The organism is Chryseobacterium sp. LAM-KRS1, assembly GCF_013184525.1.
GTDB lineage: Bacteria > Bacteroidota > Bacteroidia > Flavobacteriales > Weeksellaceae > Chryseobacterium > Chryseobacterium proteolyticum.
In genome coordinates this window covers 154,711-172,652 of sequence record NZ_JAAOIZ010000001.1, presented here as the reverse complement: position 1 = coordinate 172,652, position 17,942 = coordinate 154,711, and the positions used below count along the sequence as shown (strand labels likewise).

Annotated in this window: 17 protein-coding genes and 1 tRNA gene; 13 read left to right on the top strand and 5 right to left on the bottom strand. The window is 37.3% G+C overall.

Annotated features, from left to right (window positions below):
• Positions 1-32: 32 nt before the first annotated feature.
• Positions 33-905 (top strand): ABC transporter ATP-binding protein, encoded by an 873-nt coding sequence (locus tag G9C87_RS00810; RefSeq protein WP_172276919.1) that lies wholly within the window; start codon positions 33-35, stop codon positions 903-905.
• Positions 906-907: 2 nt separating this feature from the next.
• The gene (locus G9C87_RS00805) at positions 908-4,075 is read left to right on the top strand and encodes an ABC transporter permease/M1 family aminopeptidase (protein ID WP_172276916.1); all 3,168 of its coding nucleotides are present in this window, start codon (positions 908-910) and stop codon (positions 4,073-4,075) included.
• Between the two features lie 70 nt (positions 4,076-4,145).
• On the opposite strand, the gene G9C87_RS00800 is transcribed toward G9C87_RS00805, so the two are convergent.
• Positions 4,146-6,359 (bottom strand): polyribonucleotide nucleotidyltransferase, encoded by a 2,214-nt coding sequence (locus G9C87_RS00800; RefSeq protein ID WP_172276913.1) that lies wholly within the window; start codon positions 6,357-6,359, stop codon positions 4,146-4,148.
• A 116-nt stretch (positions 6,360-6,475) separates the two neighbouring features.
• On the opposite strand from G9C87_RS00800, the gene G9C87_RS00795 reads away from it, so the two are divergent.
• Together G9C87_RS00795 and G9C87_RS00790 are read left to right on the top strand one after the other, a co-directional pair.
• Entirely contained in the window at positions 6,476-6,838 is a 363-nt protein-coding gene (locus tag G9C87_RS00795; protein ID WP_172276910.1) for a hypothetical protein, read from the top strand.
• Positions 6,839-6,848: 10 nt separating this feature from the next.
• Entirely contained in the window at positions 6,849-8,270 is a 1,422-nt protein-coding gene (locus G9C87_RS00790) for a sugar MFS transporter (protein WP_172276907.1), read from the top strand.
• Positions 8,271-8,373: 103 nt separating this feature from the next.
• On the opposite strand, the gene G9C87_RS00785 is transcribed toward G9C87_RS00790, so the two are convergent.
• Together G9C87_RS00785 and rpsO are read right to left on the bottom strand one after the other, a co-directional pair.
• Complete coding sequence (locus tag G9C87_RS00785; protein WP_172276904.1) at positions 8,374-9,546, bottom strand: acyloxyacyl hydrolase; 1,173 nt, start codon at positions 9,544-9,546, stop codon at positions 8,374-8,376.
• Between the two features lie 139 nt (positions 9,547-9,685).
• Complete coding sequence (gene rpsO / locus G9C87_RS00780; RefSeq protein ID WP_172276901.1) at positions 9,686-9,955, bottom strand: 30S ribosomal protein S15; 270 nt, start codon at positions 9,953-9,955, stop codon at positions 9,686-9,688.
• Positions 9,956-10,128: 173 nt separating this feature from the next.
• On the opposite strand from rpsO, the gene G9C87_RS00775 reads away from it, so the two are divergent.
• The 6 genes from G9C87_RS00775 to G9C87_RS00760 all read left to right on the top strand — a co-directional run bounded on the left by G9C87_RS00775 (position 10,129) and on the right by G9C87_RS00760 (position 13,884).
• Entirely contained in the window at positions 10,129-10,689 is a 561-nt protein-coding gene (locus G9C87_RS00775; protein WP_172276898.1) for a pyruvate decarboxylase, read from the top strand.
• Between the two features lie 424 nt (positions 10,690-11,113).
• Positions 11,114-11,257: a bacteriocin-like protein gene (locus G9C87_RS20980; protein ID WP_407933710.1), complete on the top strand. Its 144-nt coding sequence runs from the start codon at positions 11,114-11,116 to the stop codon at positions 11,255-11,257.
• Between the two features lie 41 nt (positions 11,258-11,298).
• A complete protein-coding gene (locus G9C87_RS00770) occupies positions 11,299-11,442 on the top strand; it encodes a bacteriocin-like protein (RefSeq protein ID WP_172276895.1) in 144 nt (47 codons plus the stop codon).
• Positions 11,443-11,470: 28 nt separating this feature from the next.
• Positions 11,471-11,632 carry a bacteriocin-like protein gene (locus G9C87_RS20975; protein WP_407933709.1) on the top strand — a complete coding sequence of 54 codons (162 nt, stop codon included), beginning with the start codon at positions 11,471-11,473 and terminating at the stop codon, positions 11,630-11,632.
• A 181-nt stretch (positions 11,633-11,813) separates the two neighbouring features.
• Positions 11,814-13,136: a magnesium transporter gene (gene mgtE / locus G9C87_RS00765; protein ID WP_172276892.1), complete on the top strand. Its 1,323-nt coding sequence runs from the start codon at positions 11,814-11,816 to the stop codon at positions 13,134-13,136.
• A 19-nt stretch (positions 13,137-13,155) separates the two neighbouring features.
• Positions 13,156-13,884, top strand: coding sequence for an ABC transporter substrate-binding protein (locus G9C87_RS00760; protein WP_172276889.1), 729 nt, complete (start codon positions 13,156-13,158; stop codon positions 13,882-13,884).
• A 98-nt stretch (positions 13,885-13,982) separates the two neighbouring features.
• Here G9C87_RS00760 and G9C87_RS00755 read toward each other — a convergent pair whose 3' ends face one another.
• Entirely contained in the window at positions 13,983-14,432 is a 450-nt protein-coding gene (locus G9C87_RS00755; RefSeq protein ID WP_172276886.1) for a GAF domain-containing protein, read from the bottom strand.
• Between the two features lie 12 nt (positions 14,433-14,444).
• A complete protein-coding gene (locus G9C87_RS00750) occupies positions 14,445-15,872 on the bottom strand; it encodes a TonB-dependent receptor (protein ID WP_172276883.1) in 1,428 nt (475 codons plus the stop codon).
• 55 nt (positions 15,873-15,927) lie between these two features.
• Here G9C87_RS00750 and G9C87_RS00745 point away from each other — a divergent pair, with 55 nt between their 5' ends.
• The 3 genes from G9C87_RS00745 (at position 15,928) to G9C87_RS00735 (ending at position 17,941) form a co-directional block, all read left to right on the top strand.
• Entirely contained in the window at positions 15,928-16,695 is a 768-nt protein-coding gene (locus G9C87_RS00745; protein ID WP_172276880.1) for an MBL fold metallo-hydrolase, read from the top strand.
• 68 nt (positions 16,696-16,763) lie between these two features.
• Positions 16,764-16,843: transfer RNA gene (locus tag G9C87_RS00740), tRNA-Leu, on the top strand.
• Positions 16,844-17,161: 318 nt separating this feature from the next.
• A complete protein-coding gene (locus tag G9C87_RS00735) occupies positions 17,162-17,941 on the top strand; it encodes a nucleotidyltransferase domain-containing protein (RefSeq protein ID WP_172276877.1) in 780 nt (259 codons plus the stop codon).
• Position 17,942 lies beyond the last annotated feature (1 nt).

Sequence of the window (17,942 nt, the reverse complement as noted above, 5' to 3'; positions counted from 1 at the left end):
TGCCAGCTATTGTATTATCCAAATTCAAAATCATGAATACATTATCCATTAACCACCTGAGCCTTACCTATAAAAATGGCTTCCAGGCAATTAAAGACATTTCACTGGAAATAGGAAATGGCATGTTCGGTTTACTGGGTCCGAACGGAGCCGGAAAGTCCTCTTTAATGAAAACCATCGTTGGCCTCCAGAAATCCAGTTCGGGAAATATTATTTTCAATGGTATTGATATTTCCAGGGAGCCTGATTTTATAAGACAAAACCTCGGGTTCTTACCACAGGATTTTGGAGTTTATCCTAAAGTTTCAGCTTACGACTTATTGCATCACATTGCTATCTTAAAGGGAATAAAAGACAATGCCTTTCGAAAAAGACAGATTTCCGGATTGCTGGAAAAAGTAAACCTGTCAGATTTCCGGAACAAAGAAGTCCATACTTTTTCAGGCGGAATGAAACAGCGTTTTGGAGTTGCCCAGGCTTTATTAGGAAACCCTAAAATCATTATTGTGGACGAACCTACGGCAGGACTGGATCCCGAAGAACGCAACCGTTTTAATTCTTTACTCAATGATATCAGCAAGGATGTTATTGTGATCCTTTCTACTCATCTTGTAGAAGATGTCCGGAATTTATGTTCTGAGATGGCTATTATCAATAAAGGAAAGCTTATCCGAAAAGGGAAACCCGGTGACCTGATTTCAGAATTAGAACATAAAATCTGGTCAAAACGGATCAACAGAAATGAATGGGAAGATTATCAGGCAACTCATGAGATCATCAGCCAACAGCTGATCGAAAGGGAACTGTATATCACGACTTTTGCAACCCATCAACCAAAAGATTTCATTGCTGTTCCTCCTCTTTTGGAACATGTATACTTTTATAGCCTCACTCAAAAACCATAATCATGAACTCATTACTTTTATTTGAAGCCAGACGCAACATAAAGCACTGGCTCAGTTATCTTATTGCCTTCACTTTAGTCGTTCTGGGTATATTTTGCGGAAGCCAGTTCAACCTGACTGTCGGGGAAGGTATTTATCTGAATTCACCTTATTCCATCGGGTTTATGGTGGGTATGTTGAGCCTTTCTATTATATTTTTTGCGATTATCTACGCAAGTCAGCAGCTATTTAAGGATTGGGATTCGAAATTTGATATGATCCTGTTTTCTTTACCTCTTTCAAAAAGAACATATCTGCAAGGAAAGTTTCTGAACTATTTCCTGCAAACCTTCCTGAGCTTCCTGTTTTTGATTATTGGCTTTATTCTCGGGCAAAATACAAGGACAGGAAGTGAGATGCAGCCCTATTTCAATCTCTGGTATTATCTATATCCGGTAGTGATTTTAGGATTCATCAACTGTCTCTTAGTCTGTAGTTTTTTATTTTTCATTACCTACAGTACCAAAAGAAAGCTCCTGGTAGTAACCGGCGGCCTGCTGTTATACGTTCTGTATATGGTTGTATTATTATTTTCCAATTCACCTTTCATGGCAGGAAGCTTACCTCAATCAATAGAGACTCAGCAGCTCTCTGCACTATCTGATCCCTTTGGATTATCTGCCTATTTCCTGGAGGCAAGAGTATTTTCGGTGACCCAAAAGAACCATTCTATCACTCCTCTTTCAGGATATCTATTGACAAACAGGCTGATTTTTATTGTATTTTCAGGACTATTCTTATTTTTATCTTATCGTTTATTTTCTTTTACGACCTCTTCAGATAAAGGATCAGGAAAGAAAAATGATCTTTTTTCCGCTCCTCAAATTGTGTTGTCGGATTATATTACTGCCGAATCAGATTTTGGATTCAGGGCCTCTTTCAGATCTATTCTTTCCTTTGCCGAAATCGATCTGATTTACCTTTTTAAAAGTGTTAGCATTATTGCGGTTTCTATATTGCTATTGTTTGCAGTTGGTATGGAAATGTATGCTGAAATTGAAAAAGGAATCCGTTTACCACAAAAGTATGCAAGCTCAGGTCTCATGGCAACAACCATTTCAGAAAATTTCCATCTACTCGGATTGTTCATCATGACCTACTTCATTAACGACCTGTATTGGAGAAGTCAGTCATCAGGATTTATCCTGATCGAAAAAAGCACCCACTTTTCAAAAAATAAATTATCCGGACATCTTCTCTCCGCTGGTATTCTCATTTTCTTTTTTACAGGTATCCTTATCATAGAAGGCCTGACCTTCCAGCTTGGCTACCATTATTTCCATATTGACTGGAGTGCCTATTCAGGCACGATCCTTTTCAATACGTTACCATTGCTGTTATTTTCCGGTTTTATATTGCTGATTAATGACTTTAGTAAAAACAGGTTCATTGCATTGGGAATTTCCGTTCTTGCCGTTTTTATTTTTGCAGGCCCGGCCTCGAAAAAGATTATTCCATACCCTTTGCTGAGGATATTTTCAGATTTTAAAGGGGTTTACAGCGACTTTAACGGTTATGGAATCTATACAACAGCATTTGCTGAAAGACTCTTCTTTGGAATATGTGTGGTTGCGTTTCTATGGATCCTTAACATATCTGTTGCTACAAAAAAATGGAATAAAAATCAATGGTTGGGTATCGCTATTCTTTTAGCAGCCGGTATTTTTAGGGGATATCATTTTATGAAAGGATACATTCCTCAGAATAAAGAAGAATCAATTGCTAAGGCTGTTCTGTACGAAAAAAAATTCAAGATCTTTGAACAACTCCCTCAGCCTGTAATAACAGATGTCAGCACAGAAATCAAGCTTTTCCCGTCCGAATCTTCTTATATAATTGAAGGGAAATATACTATTACCAATATCACAACCAAAGCTATTGATAAAATTTTATTTAACTTCCATCCGAGTCTGAAAATCCAATCTGCTGTTCTTACTACTTCTTCCGAGTCTGTAAAGATCCGTACAGAAACTGGAGCAATATATTTAAACCGGCCATTACAGCCCAATGAGACTGCAACCTTAAATTTCACACTCTCCTATCAATGGTATGCAGTAAACGGACACGATTCATTCAATGCTGTTATTAAAAACGGTTCGTTTATGCGGATAAGCAGATATTATCCAAGTATTGGCTATCAAAAAAGTTATGAACTTCAGGATGAGAAACAAAGAATGGATTATAAATTGGGCAAAACATCTGGCCTTAAGAAACCGGAAGCTCCAGAAATATTCCTGAATGATTTTATTAATCTTACGATGACCGTCTCAACTGAAAAGGATCAGACAGCAGTCGGAACCGGAGATTTAATTAAAGAATGGACACAGGATAAAAGAAAATATTTTCAATACGCAGCCAGAGGCATTCCATTTCGTTTTGCCGTTTCCTCTGCTGACTATAATCGTAAAAGTGTCAGGTATAGAGGTATTTTGATCAATGTCTTTTATCATGCAAATCATAGTGAAAATGTCTTTCATTTAATTAATAATGCGAAACTGACTTTAGATTATTGTATGCGCAATTTTGGAAAATATCCGTTCCAATCAGTCAACTTCGCTGAAATTTCTTCTTATACAAAAGGTTTTGCAGCCACAGCCTATCCGTCAGCGATCTTTATGCCTGAAGACATGATCTTTCATGCGAATATTCATTCAGATAAAAAACAGGATGTGATTAATGAACTGGCAGGACATGAACTTTCCCATTTATGGTGGGGCAACAACCAGATTGATCCCGATGACAGGGAAGGTTCTGTAATGCTTACGGAAACCTTAGCCATGTATACTGAAATGATGCTGTATAAGAAGATGCATGGAAAACAAAAAATGCTCGACAGAATAGAAATGCATCAGCAGATCTATGATAACGAAAAAGGATTATCGGAAAACAAGCCCATTTACAAAGCAACCGGAGAGGAACCTCATATCGCCTATTCCAAAGGTGCAGTAGCGATGGTGAAACTAAGTGAGCTGCTTGGTGAAGAAAGGGTAAATCAGGCACTCAAGAATTTTCTTTTACATAATCAATACCCTAAAAAGCCTGCAAGTACGGATCTTCTTAAAGAGTTTTACAAAGTATGCCCCGATGCATTTTCTCAAAAAGAAGTTGACCGGTTATTTAAAACTATATAATGAATCAGGATTATCCCAAAAGAAAAATCCCTCTTGTGGAGGGATTTTTTATGCTATTAAAAGCTATATCTTATGCTTCAGTTGAAGGCTTTTCATTTTCCTTTGGCGCTTGCGCTGCAGGTTTACCACCTTCAGGTCTTTCCTGTCTCGGTTTTTGCTCCGGCTTTGGAGGTCTTGGTAATAAAACTTTACGGGATAATTTCATTTTCTTACGGTCATCGTAACCCATAAACTTCACTTCTACTTCATCTCCTTCAGCGTAAGGAACTTTATCAAGACGTGACCATTCGATCTCAGAAATGTGAAGAAGACCTTCCGTACCTTTTGCAATCGCTACAAAAGCTCCGAAATCCATTACTTTCACTACTTTCCCTTTGTATACTTCCCCTACTACCGGTACGAAAGTAATTTCATTGATCTTCGCAACAGCTGCATTGATTTTCTCTCTGTCTGTTCCTGCAATTTCAATACGTCCGATCTCGCCTATTTCTTCAATAGCAATAACAGTATCCGTATCTTTTTGTAATTGTTGAATGATTTTTCCACCAGGTCCGATCACTGCACCAATAAAGTCTTTTGCAATCTCCATAACCACCATTTTCGGTGCATGAGGCTTAACATCAGCTCTAGGCTCAGCAATTGTTTCCGTAATTTTATTAAGGATATGTAATCTTCCTTCTTTAGCCTGCATTAAAGCCTGCTCCATGATATCCATAGAAAGCCCCTGGATTTTAATGTCCATCTGACAAGCCGTGATTCCTTCTGCCGTACCCGTTACTTTAAAGTCCATATCTCCCAGGTGATCTTCATCCCCAAGGATATCGGAAAGTACCGTAAATTTCCCGGATTTAGTATCGGTAATAAGTCCCATCGCAATTCCGGAAACCGGTTTTGTAATCTGTACTCCGGCATCCATTAATGCTAATGTTCCAGCGCAAACAGTTGCCATAGAAGAAGAACCGTTAGATTCCAGGATATCAGAAACAATTCTGATCGTGTATGGATTTTCTTCAGGAATTACAGCCTGTAAAGCTCTCTGAGCAAGATTTCCGTGTCCTACTTCTCTTCTAGAAGTTCCTCTTAAAGGTCTGGCTTCACCTGTTGAGAACGGAGGGAAGTTATAATGAAGGAAGAATTTCTCGTCATAATTCGCCATCACGCTGTCTACCATATTCGCATCTTTTACAGATCCTAAAGTTACAGCTGTTAATGATTGTGTTTCTCCTCTTGTGAAAATTGCGGAACCGTGCGCTCCAGGAAGATAATCAATTTCCGACCAGATCGGACGGATCGTTTTAGGATCACGACCGTCAAGACGGATGTTGTCTTCAAGGATCATCTGACGCATAGCCTCTTTTTCTACATCATGATAATATACTTTTGCGAAAGGTGATACTCTTTCCAGTTCTTCAGGATTATCAACATATTGTGCTAAAAACTCCTCAAGAACAGCTTTGAATTTCTCTCCTCTTTCTTCTTTACCTGAAGGTTGCTTGGCAACTTCGTATACTTTATCATATGTTTCTTTCCACACTTTCTCACGAATATCTTCGTCATGAATTTCGTGGTTGTATTCTCTTTTCGGGAAAGCTTTACCTACTTTTTCAGCAAGTCTTTCCTGAGCTTCAATTTGCTTTTTAATTTCGGCATGTGCAAAGATGATCGCTTCCAGCATTTCCTGCTCAGAAATTTCTTTCATCTCTCCTTCTACCATTACGATCGAGTCTTTGGTAGCTCCAACCATAATATCCAGCTCAGAATCTTTAAGATCTTCATATCGTGGATTGATCGCTAATTTTCCGTCAAATCTTACCACTCTCACTTCAGACATCGGTCCGTTGAAAGGGATATCGGTAATAGCAATTGCAGCAGAAGCCGCCAAACCTGCCAAATCATCAGGAATAGATTGTCCATCGTAAGAAATCAGGGAAATCATTACCTGAACTTCCGCATGGAAATCTTCAGGGAAAAGCGGACGAAGGACTCTGTCCACCAAACGCATGGTTAAAATTTCCTGATCTGAAGGTCTTGCTTCTCTACGGAAAAAATTTCCAGGAATTTTTCCTCCTGCATAGAATTTTTCTCTGTAATCTACTGTTAATGGTAAGAAATCTACACCAGGATTAGCTTCTTTATTGGCTACAACAGTTGCTAAAAGCATTGTTCCACCCATTTTTACTACTACAGAACCATCAGCCTGTTTTGCTAATTTACCTGTTTCAATAGTGATTTCTCTGCCGTCTGCAAGAGTAATCGTTTCTGTAAACGCTTGAGGTATACTCATAAATAATTTTGTTTAAACACTCCGTATTGAGTGTGATTGATATAAATTCGTCTAAATTTTGTTTGCAAAGATAAACTATTTTCCCGGTAACTGGCACTATAAAAAAGAAAAGAGGCATGGGAAGTAATCAACTATCCTTCAATCACTTATTTGAGCGTCTAAAAAATTGCCTGATCAGAAAAAACGACAAAGAATTTAAGGATGTTCCTCAACGAATCTATTACTCCTATAACTCTACTTTTCAGCCTTTTATTTTTCAACATCAGTTTATTTCAGCTTTGTTTTTGTCTCAATTAGAGATAATAATTGTATTTAAAGATAAAATTAACATAAAAAGCCTCTTAAAAGTTGCAGAAAAAAAAGTTGTTCCCCTATATTTGCCCTGTTTTTTAAATCTATTTTCTTCCGGGAAAAACACATTAAAAAATTCATCTTTTTATAACCCATTGAAGGAGCGTATTATCATCTCTTTCTTTTAAATAAATGTTTATGATTAATAAAGAAGTAAAGTCGCAAAACAGGAATTATACGGTTCCTTTGATCACCATTACCTTGTTATTTTTTATGTGGGGGTTTATTACCTGTATGAATGATATCCTGATTCCTTATCTGAAACAGCTTTTCAGCCTCACTTTCTTTGAATCTATGCTCGTTCAGTTTTGCTTCTTCGGCGCCTATTTCATCGGCTCATTAATCTATTTCTTTATTTCTATCTCCAAAGGAGACCCAATTAATAAAGTAGGCTATAAAAAAGGAATCATCTTCGGTATTTTCCTGGCAGCTTTCGGATGTATTTTATTTTATCCTGCGGCTACTTTTTCTTATTATCCTTTATTTCTTGGAGCTTTGTTTATTTTAGGATTAGGGTTTACCGTATTACAGATCACGGCCAATGCATATGTTTCTTTATTGGGAAGCGAAGAATCTGCCTCAAGCCGTTTGAACATGACCCAGGCATTCAACGCATTCGGAACCACCATAGCCCCGGTGCTGGGCGGACATCTTATTTTCGAATTCTTCTCGGCTCCGGACGGATCATTCAGTGCCGTAGCCACCAGGATTCCTTATCTTATTTTTGCAGCTATCCTGTTACTGGTTGCCTTACTGATTTCAAGAGTAAAACTACCTTCTTTCCAGACGGCAGAGGAAGAAATCGTAAAAGGTTGGGGAGCATTGGAATTCAGCCATCTTAAATTTGGCGTTTTTGCAATGTTCTGCTATGTAGGAGGAGAAGTTGCTGTGGGCAGCTTTATTATCAGTTTCCTGGAACAGCCCCAGGTAATGGGCTTTAATGAAATCATCAGTAAGAATTACCTTTCCCTGTATTGGGGAGGAGCTATGATCGGCCGTTTTCTTGGTGCTATTTCATTGAACCAGTCTATCAGTCAGGGAAGAAAAGCCATTTATATGGCAGGTGCCGCTAGCTTGGTTTTCCTGGTGATCTTCAGTATCGTTAATCTTACATTTTCGCAGATCAGCTTTTTCCTTGTATTTATCGTACTTAATTTCGTTGCATTCTTTGTAGGTAAAGCTGCTCCTGCAAGGACGCTATCTATTTTTGCCGCTGTAAATGTCGCATTGCTCATCTCAGCAATGGTCAATCATGGTGAACTGGCGATGTACAGTATTTTAGGAATAGGAATTTTCAATTCAATCATGTTCTCCAATATTTACACGCTTGCTATTTCCGGGCTGGGAAAATACACAAGCCAGGGATCATCTTTAGTAGTTATGGCAATTCTGGGAGGTGCCATTGTTCCTATTTTCCAGGGATACCTTGCTGATCAGTTCGGAGTACAACATTCCTTTATTATTCCTGTATTCTGTTATCTGGTTATCCTTATTTTCGGAGCTTACTGCACCCGGTATCTGGGACATGTGAAAAGCACGGAAGCAAAGTCAGGGCATTAATTAAAATACAGAATAAAATAATACGGCTTCATTTAAAATGATCCATTTCACAGTAAAGGAATATTTTAAATGAAGCTTTTTTTGTGAGCATATATACAGATCCCTATCTTCTTTCCCTTCTGGAAAAAGTATATCCGATCCTCCATTCAAGATAGTCTGCAATGTGCAGGTCATACGCATTGATCCCAAAAGAAGCAAAGAGGCGATCTGTGATCTGGTACTGTAATCCTATTTTTTGAAAAAAAGCAGGGCTGTCGTATTTACGTTCTTTCTTAAACAGATAATAACCAGCTCCTACATTCACATTCAATTTACCGATGATCAACCTGTAAGAAGGAATTACACTAAACAATAACTTATCATGTGAAAAACGTTTTTGCTGGTAAAGTGTACTATCAGCCACATACATGGTGTGGTTGTACTGTTCGTCATGAGTAATGCCCACTCCAAGTCCATACGCCGACTTAGAAGAATATTGATGCATATAAAAAGCTTCTACCCCATAAACGGAATAATTAAAACCTTCATAAAGTTTTTTCAATTCCTCACGTTGTCCGCCCCTGTAAAAAATATTTTTCCGCCCTCCGAAAGCCGAAACTTCAAGGGTGTTATATTTCTTTGTGTTAAATGAAATTGAATCATTGGTTCGCGGAACTGCTCTTTCGGGATAATAAACAAGGCTGATCTGTGGAGCAAAAGTATTCAATCCTTTGTTCGGAAACTTTAATGACCCGTTCGAAAGATGATTGAATTTCAGATTCAGTCCGATGTCAAAATGACGACCGAGTTCATAATACATTCCCGTACCCAAACTGATGAACATATTTGTTCCGGATCCTAAAGACGTGTTGTAATATCCATGATCCTCATCGAATGGATTTGAATTAAAAGCAATTCCAAAATCTACATGGTGATACCACTTCAGTTTTCCCCATTGTCCGAGTTTCGCATTGTAGACACCATATATTCCAAATGGTGATCCCATCTCTTTATTATCAAGAAAATCGAAAGCAAAGAATCCAATACCATATTGAGGATAATTATATTGTTTTTCCCAATGTTTATTACCTGCAGTTTGTTTAAGGATCTGAACAGAATAGCCGGTATAATTAGTATTCTTGTATCCTTTTAACGGTTCGTTAGTCCGTAGAATATTACCATATTCGAATCCGCCAGACAGAACGAATGAAGATGGTCTTGGTATTTCATTTTCCTGCGAATAGCAGCAAGCAGAAATAAGGCCGGATACAATCAAGTAGAAATGCCTTAAAAACATCAGTTTAGTTTAAGATTGGCAAATCTAAGTATTCATTTGGTATAAATTAATAATATTATTAACTAAATTTAAATTTATTGTTAAAATAAAAAAGCAACCTCGTGAGAAGTTGCTTTTTATTTTTTGAAAATCTTGTAGACTATTTTCTTAAACCTAGTTCAGCAATAATTGCTCTGTATCTTTCGATATCTTTATTTTTAAGGTAATCTAGTAAACTTTTTCTTTTACCTACTAATTTCACCAAAGATCTTTCCGTTGCAAAATCGTGACGGTTCGCCTTTAAGTGTTGAGATAAGTGATTGATTCTGTAAGTGAAAAGAGCTACTTGCCCTTCAGCACTTCCTGTGTCCTGTGCAGATTTCCCGTGTTTTGAGAAAATTTCCTGCTTTTTTTCTGTTGTTAAGTACATTCCAATATTGTTTAATGATTATTATGTAACGGGTGCAAAAGTACGACTAATTTTTAATCCTGCAAAACATTATTGATTTCATATATCAAAATTGATAGAAAAAAATGTTAAAAATTTCTTAATAAAATGTATGCCATCCCATTAAAAGAGAGTAATTTTGCAAACGAAGACAAATGAGAAAAACTTTACTTTTTACCACGGTTTCCATTTTTTTATTGATCAGTATTGTTTCAGTGAAAGCACAAAAGGGTGCTTCTTCTGAAGACAGGATAAAAAAGGTTTTATACTTCAATCCCGAGGTAGAGCCTGATATTGATGAAATAAAAGAACCTACCAATCATGCATTTTTCAGTGCTGTTTCGGATAACTTAAGCGGCTATAAAAAGAATAAAATGCTGCGTACCGAAATCCAGATTCCATTTGACAGCGTAGATTCACAGACGATTGCTGATTACTGCTTCAACAATGATGCTGATTTTGCCGTCGTTCCGAAAGTTAAATACTTTAAAGTGGGAATTGGAAAGTATGTGTTCTCCAACCAGGTTGTTGTGAGTATGAAACTTTTTGACGCAACCGGCAACCTTATTACAGAATCCGACTATGATACCTACAGGAAAAATATGCGTCTTCTGGGTTCTGCAGAGAATTCTATAAAAATCGGAACAAACGGAGCTATAAAAGCGATTCTTAGGAAACTAAGAAAAATAAAACCTTCCTCAGAAGCAGGATTCTAACAATTCTATTTTTTTTCATAATTCATTATATATCACAATTTTAATAAATTTTGATAAAAATTTTTAAAATTATTTGTGAATAATTCAACTATTTTTGTTAATTTAGTCATAAACTAAAAATTAACACACCATGAAATACTTCAATAAATCTGCATAAAGAGGGCAAATATGTTTTAATACATTGCCTTATTCATCTATCGAACATTTCATCTTGTTAATCTGATAAAATTTTAATTATAGAAAATAAATCTCTTCATTTTTTAAATTCATTATTACACCTGCGATATTCGCAGGTGTTTTTTTTATCGTTAACAAACTCTGCCTCAATAGATAAAAAAAATATTCAACAGACAAATAACTCTACAATAATGTGAATAATAAATGATTTTTTATTAAATTAGTCATTCATTAAAACCTACATACTATGAAAAATTTAAAAAAATTAGACCGACAGGAACAAAAGGCAATTAAAGGTGGAGGCCTTATAAGATGCAACGATCATTCGCAATGCTTTGGAGGATGGTGTTGCAATGGCACATGTGTTATCGATGCATGCTTAGAATTTTAATATCATTAACCACAGAATGTATAATTTAAACACTATTTACCATGAAAAATCTTAAAAAACTCAACAGACAGGAACAAAAAGCAATTAACGGAGGAGCTCTTAAAAGATGTACAGACCATTCCCAATGTTTTGGAGCATGGTGTTGCAATAACATATGCGTACCAACTGCATGCATTGAGGCTTAACTGAAACAAAACTAAAATTAAAACTGCTATGAAAAATCTTAAAAAACTAAACCGGAATCAACAAAAGGAAATAAAAGGCGCTGGTCCGATAACGAAATGTAAGAACTCATCACAGTGTGGCTTCGGGGAGTGCTGCTCCGGCGGAATGTGTATTGCTTCCGATATACCGAACTGTGAACCTATAGAATAAAATACAGAGTATGAAATTTAAAATTTCACCGGACATCCGCAATAAGCGGATGTTTTTTTATTGATAAAATGTCATAGCCATTCAATACAGGTGTAAAACTTTAATAAATCCTTAATTTTGTCACATCATTGGTCAATTTTAAAAAATTGAATTATTTTTGCATATCCTAAAATCTCACGCTTTGAATTATACTGACGAACTTATCTTAAATCCTGCCGATATTGCCGAAACTCTTAGCAACCTTCCTGCTGATGAGAGGCTCCTGGCGTTTTTAAAGGTTCCTAAAGAATACAAAGCAGAGGTTTTCTCCCATCTTGATCCTGATTTCCAGGAGGAAACGATCAGAAGTATCGGTAGTGATGAAGTTTCAGAGATCCTGAATGCGATGACTCCGGATGACAGGACTGCCCTGTTTGAAGATTTTCCTGATGAGCTTATTAAGTATTCAATCAATCATCTTAACCCACAGGAAAGGAGGATTGCATTAAAGCTTTTAGGATACCATTCCGACTCCATTGCCCGTCTGATGACTCCGTATTACATCCAGATCCGTAAGGAATGGACAGTGAAAAAATGTTTACAGCAGATCAAGAAAGTAGGAAAAAGGGTGGAAACAATGAACCATCTGTATGTAGTAGATGAAAGGAACCGTCTCATTGACGATTTAGCGCTTGGTAGTCTATTACTGGCAGAAGAAGATACTCTTGTTTCGGAATTAACGGATAACCACTTTGTTGCCATTACCACAATGACCTCAAAAGAGGATGCAGTTACCTATTTCGAAAAATATGACCGCACCGCACTTCCCATTATCACGGAATCAGGAGTCCTTGTAGGGATTGTAACCATCGATGATATCCTTGACCAGATCGAACAGCAGAACACCGAAGATATCCAGAAATTTGGGGGTCTTGAAGCTCTTGATTTACCATACACCCAGACTTCCCTCATTGAAATGGTCAAAAAAAGAGGAATGTGGCTGATCATATTATTCTTTTCCGAAATGCTTACTGCCTCGGCAATGGGATATTTCGAGGATGAAATTCAAAAAGCCGTTGTACTGGCATTATTTGTCCCATTAATTATCTCCAGTGGTGGAAACTCCGGCTCACAGGCTGCAACGCTTATCATCCGGGCGATGGCACTTCAGGAAATCGGATTAAAAGACTGGTGGTATGTAATGAGGAAAGAAATCTTTACCGGGTTGTTCCTCGGAGGAATACTTGGCCTTATCGGATTTTTAAGGATCATGATCTGGCATGAAGCCGGGTTCTTCAGCTATGGTGCTCACTGGGTATATGTAGGTTTAAGCGTGGCCGTTTCCCTGGTATTGATTGTGCTTTGGGGAACACTTTCCGGTTCGATGGTTCCTTTTATTCTAAAGAAATTAAAACTCGACCCTGCAACATCATCTGCTCCTTTTGTAGCTACCTTAGTGGATGTTACAGGATTAATTATTTACTTTTCCGTAGCCGGACTTTTCTTAACCGGTAAACTTTTGTAATTTTAGGCAAAGTCTAAAAATGAAAGTTATTTCTCTGGTACCCTCTATTACTGAGGCTTTATTTGATTTGGGTTTAACTGAAAATGAGATTATCGGAAGAACAAAATTCTGTATTCATCCCAAAGACAAAATCAAAAACGTTCCCGTTATCGGTGGAACAAAAAATCTGAATATCGAAAAGATTAAAGGTCTGCAACCGGACCTTATCCTTGCCAATAAAGAAGAAAATATCAAAGAACAGGTAGAGGCTTTGATGGAAGATTTCAAAGTGGTTGTAACCAACGTTGAAACTATTGAAGACAATTATTATCTACTGAAAACTCTGGGCAATATCTTTCAAAAAGAAGAAAGGGCTAAAGCCTATAATCTAAAGATCTACGAGGTTTTAAATCAGACTAAAATCAGCTCTAAGATCAAGGCTGCCTATCTCATCTGGAAAAACCCTTATATGACAGTGGGTGCGGATACTTTTATTCACAGGATCTTGACGGAAATAGGTATTGAAAACAGTTTTAAAGATAAAACCCGTTATCCGGAGGTAACCATTCAGGACCTGGCGGATACAGACCTGATCATGCTTTCATCAGAACCTTTCCCTTTTAAAGAAAAACATATTGCAGAATTAAAGGAATATTACCCTGATAAAAAAATAATCATCGTAGATGGAGAAGCTTTCTCCTGGTATGGGACCCATATTGCAAAATGTGGGAACTACTTTAAGGAACTGGTAGCTGAAATTGATTTATAAAATGCCATAGAGTACAGTTATCCTACACCATGATTTCAGACATAAAATAAAAAACTCCGGCTTGAATTCCGGAGTTATATTTTTATAGATGTGATCGATTAAAGGATCTTTGAAACTTCATTACAAAGCCATTCCAATAATTCGCGGTCTTCACTGGTAAACGGATCTATTGTGTGGGAATCGATATCGATCTGCCCTACATTTTCACCATTTTTAAAGATAGGAACCACAATTTCTGCCTTTGTATCTATCGAACAGCTTAAATAATTAGATTCCTGATGAACGTCAGGAACCACAAACGTTTCATTGGAAACAGCAACCTGTCCGCAAATTCCTTTCCCATAAGGGATGATGGTGTGATCTGTCTCTGCTCCTACATAAGGACCCAATATCAATTCTTCTTTATCTCCATTTTTAAAATAGAAACCTGTCCAGTTGAAATAGGAGATCTCCTGATCCAACAGATGGCAAACTTTCTGGAGTTTTTCTTCTGTATTATGTTTTGGACTTTCAAGAATAGAAGAAAGTCTTTTCTTTAATTCTGACATTATATTATTGTTTTAAGAAAATTGTTTGAAGGAAAGCTCTTCTTTATAACCGAACATTCCACGCTCTTTGATCATTTCTGCAACTCCTTCCGGAACCTGAGTTTCCCAGCCTTTGATATTGCAGGCAATTTTTCTCAATATTTCTCTGGAGTATATTTCCAGGAATTCCGGATTATAGTTTTCAATATCTACGATACGGTTATTGAGTTTGAAATATTTATAGAGCTCTTTTAAGTTTTCCTCTACTTTTAGCGTTGATGAATCTAACAACTCATGAGTTTCAGGATCCTTATATGGATATAGGTAAACCCTCATTCCGTTACGGAAAAATTTACCAAAAGCTTCCAGGATTCCTCCTGAGAGATTCTTATAGTATTTCTCGTCAAACACCATCAACAGGTTATTTACCCCCATCGCAACTCCTATATTTCCGCTTGTATATGAGGCAAAATAATCGATCAATCGGTAATATTCGGAGAAGTTCGATACAATTACAGTATATCCTAATTTACCGAGGATATCCACCCTGTCCATAAAGTCTCTTTCATCGATATCACCATCAGCACGAAGGTTGGAAATGGTAATTTCAATCAGGATTTCCGTTTGTTCTTCCGTACAGGCTGCATCCTTCATAAATAGATCAATACCGTTTTGCAGCATATCGATATTCACTTTGGTCACCGGCCTGAAACTTCCTCTTACCGCAAAGATATTCTTCTTGTATAAAATATCTGCAGGAAGCATATTATTACCCTGGCTATTAAAAATAACGGCATCCGTCATATTGTTTTTCACCAGTTGTAAAGACATCAGCCTGTTATCCACATAATCGAACGCCGGCCCGCTGAAATCTATCATATCAATTTCCAGATTGTCGGTCGCTATGTCGTCATATAATGACTCAATTAAGGTTCGTGGATTATCATAATATGTAAAAGCTCCAAAGATCAGATTTACCCCTAAATTTCCAAGAGTCTCCTGCTGTAATGTAGCATCATTCTCTTTAAACTTAACGTGGATAACGATTTCGTTATAGCCTTCGTTTTCTTTTACCTGAAAACGGATTCCTACCCAACCGTGGCCTTTAAGCGTTTTATCAAAATTGATGGTTGTTACCGTATTGGCATAGGAAAAGAATTTTCTGTTCGGGCTGTTTTCTCTTGAAATTCTTTCTTCGATCAAGGCAACTTCATAGCGAAGCATTTTACGAAGTCTGTTCTGAGTTACATACCTGTTTTTAGCTTCTTTTCCATAGATCGCATCACTAAAATCTTTGTCATAAGCGGACATCGCCTTAGCGATTGTACCCGAAGCGCCTCCTGCTCTAAAAAAATGCCGAACAGTCTCCTGCCCTGCTCCAATTTCCGCGAAAGTACCATAAATAGTAGGATCTAGATTAATTGTTAATGCTTTTTGTTTAGGAGTTAGTTTCTGATACATTAGGACATTAAATTTTTTGTAAATTTACCAAAATTAATACCAACCTCAAAACAAAATGAAGTTGAAATTTTTAGGAACAGGTACTTCCCAGGGTGTACCCGTTATTGGCTGCACATGTGAGGTCTGCACTTCGGATAATCCCAAAGACAGCCGCTTACGATCTTCCGTAATGATCACTACAGAAGAAAACCGAAAAATACTCATCGACTGCGGCCCGGATTTCAGGCAGCAGATGCTGGTGAACCACGAAACGACGGTAGATATCGCTTTAATTACGCACGAACATAATGACCATATCATCGGTCTTGATGATATGCGCCCCCTTATCTTCAAAAGCGGCCAGAATATGCCCATATACTGCAATGAAAGAGTGGGAAACGAAATTAAAAACCGTTTTCCTTATGCCTTTGCGGATGTAAGATATCCGGGAGCTCCGGCCTTTGATCTGCACGAAATAAAAAACCAGCCTTTTACCATTCTTGATACGTTGATTACTCCCATTGAAGTCATGCATCATCAGATTGCTATTTTTGGATATAAATTCAAGAAGCTGGCCTATATCACGGATGCAAGCTTTATTTCCGATGTAGAAAAGGAAAAGCTGAAGGATCTTGATGTTTTAATCTTAAATGCGATCAGAAAATTTGATCCCCACCCTGCTCATTTTATAGTTCCGGACACGATAAAACTGTTTGAAGAGCTTCAACCCAAACAATTATTCCTTACCCATATCAGTCATCATTTAGGATTGCATGATGTTGAAGATAAATTACTTCCATCCGGAATGCACCTTGCCTACGATGGTCTTGAAATAAATTTTTAAAGAAAAATTGATAAAAAGTTTTCAGATTATAAGAAAAGTTTCTATATTTGCACACCAATTTAAAGCAAGCCCAGGTGGCGGAATTGGTAGACGCGCTGGTCTCAAACACCAGTTCTTAGGAGTACCGGTTCGATCCCGGTCCTGGGTACAAAAAACCTCTGAAAGTATTTTCGGAGGTTTTTATTTTTGGTATAATTTACTAACAAAATCAAAAATTTTTAATATTCAAATTCTTTAACCCGTTTTATGCACACCAATTGCAAGCCCACGTGGCGGAATTGGTAGACATGCTGGTCTCAAACACCAGTACCGGTTAACAGTCAAAGAAACCTTTAGCTCCTACTTACCATATCTTGAATGGTTCGAAGACGTAATGGCTTCAAAATATATTAGCTCACCTATTTGTTATTTTTTATAATTTAGGCTTCTTGACATATAAAAACAATACCGTTATTAAAACGTCGAAATGATACAGGTTGAATTTGCAAACAAGGCTAAAGAGATTCTGCAAACTGATGAGACCATCATCGGTTTGGCTGTCGGAGGCTCATGGATATCAGATCAGATGGATGAATTTTCTGATCTGGATTTGATTATTGTAACCGAACAAAAAGTTACCGGAGACAAAAATGTGATGATTGATTATGCAAAACGTTTGGGTAATTTCCTTTCAGCATTTACAGGTGAGCATGTTGGGGAACCAAGACTTTTAATTTGTTTATATGACAACCCTCTTTTGCATGTAGATCTAAAATTTGTCACTTTGGAGGAATTTCATGAAAGAGTTGAAACACCCACCATTCTTCTTGACAAAAATGGCAGACTTCAGAAAGTTATCGACCATTCCGTCTCCAGTTTTCCGTATCCGGACTATCAGTGGATTGAAGACCGGTTTTGGATATGGATACATTACGCTTTACTGAAGGTAGGTCGAGGTGAGTATTTTGAAGCCTTTGACTTCTTAGGTTTTTTGAGGATGAGTGTCTTTGGACCACTCCTCCATATCAAAAACAATAATTTACCGAGAGGTGTAAGAAAAGTAGAAACAGATCTGGAGGTTAAGGATCTTGAAGATTTAAAACTTACCCTGCCACAATACAATCGGCACTCATTATTGGAATGTCTCCGCCATTCAGTTTTGTTATACCGGAAATTAAGGAACGTCCTCTTCGGTAACAACATAATCTTACAAGATGAAACTGAAAAAAAAGTAATGCTTTATTTTAAAGAGCTGAAAGAAGAATAAT

Bases quoted from the DNA above. Each gene is read 5' to 3' on its own strand.
- G9C87_RS00785 (WP_172276904.1), bottom strand. From the start codon at position 9,546: ATGTTTTTAAGGCATTTCTACTTGATTGTATCCGGCCTTATTTCTGCT.
- G9C87_RS00755 (WP_172276886.1), bottom strand. From the start codon at position 14,432: ATGTCAGAATTAAAGAAAAGACTTTCTTCTATTCTTGAAAGTCCAAAA.
- G9C87_RS00810 (WP_172276919.1), top strand. From the start codon at position 33: ATGAATACATTATCCATTAACCACCTGAGCCTTACCTATAAAAATGGC.
- G9C87_RS00750 (WP_172276883.1), bottom strand. From the start codon at position 15,872: ATGTATCAGAAACTAACTCCTAAACAAAAAGCATTAACAATTAATCTA.
- G9C87_RS20975 (WP_407933709.1), top strand. From the start codon at position 11,471: ATGAAAAATCTTAAAAAACTAAACCGGAATCAACAAAAGGAAATAAAA.
- G9C87_RS00770 (WP_172276895.1), top strand. From the start codon at position 11,299: ATGAAAAATCTTAAAAAACTCAACAGACAGGAACAAAAAGCAATTAAC.
- G9C87_RS00805 (WP_172276916.1), top strand. From the start codon at position 908: ATGAACTCATTACTTTTATTTGAAGCCAGACGCAACATAAAGCACTGG.
- G9C87_RS00775 (WP_172276898.1), top strand. From the start codon at position 10,129: ATGAGAAAAACTTTACTTTTTACCACGGTTTCCATTTTTTTATTGATC.
- G9C87_RS00760 (WP_172276889.1), top strand. From the start codon at position 13,156: ATGAAAGTTATTTCTCTGGTACCCTCTATTACTGAGGCTTTATTTGAT.
- rpsO (WP_172276901.1), bottom strand. From the start codon at position 9,955: ATGTACTTAACAACAGAAAAAAAGCAGGAAATTTTCTCAAAACACGGG.
- G9C87_RS00800 (WP_172276913.1), bottom strand. From the start codon at position 6,359: ATGAGTATACCTCAAGCGTTTACAGAAACGATTACTCTTGCAGACGGC.
- G9C87_RS00790 (WP_172276907.1), top strand. From the start codon at position 6,849: ATGATTAATAAAGAAGTAAAGTCGCAAAACAGGAATTATACGGTTCCT.
- G9C87_RS00795 (WP_172276910.1), top strand. From the start codon at position 6,476: ATGGGAAGTAATCAACTATCCTTCAATCACTTATTTGAGCGTCTAAAA.
- G9C87_RS20980 (WP_407933710.1), top strand. From the start codon at position 11,114: ATGAAAAATTTAAAAAAATTAGACCGACAGGAACAAAAGGCAATTAAA.
- G9C87_RS00745 (WP_172276880.1), top strand. From the start codon at position 15,928: ATGAAGTTGAAATTTTTAGGAACAGGTACTTCCCAGGGTGTACCCGTT.
- G9C87_RS00735 (WP_172276877.1), top strand. From the start codon at position 17,162: ATGATACAGGTTGAATTTGCAAACAAGGCTAAAGAGATTCTGCAAACT.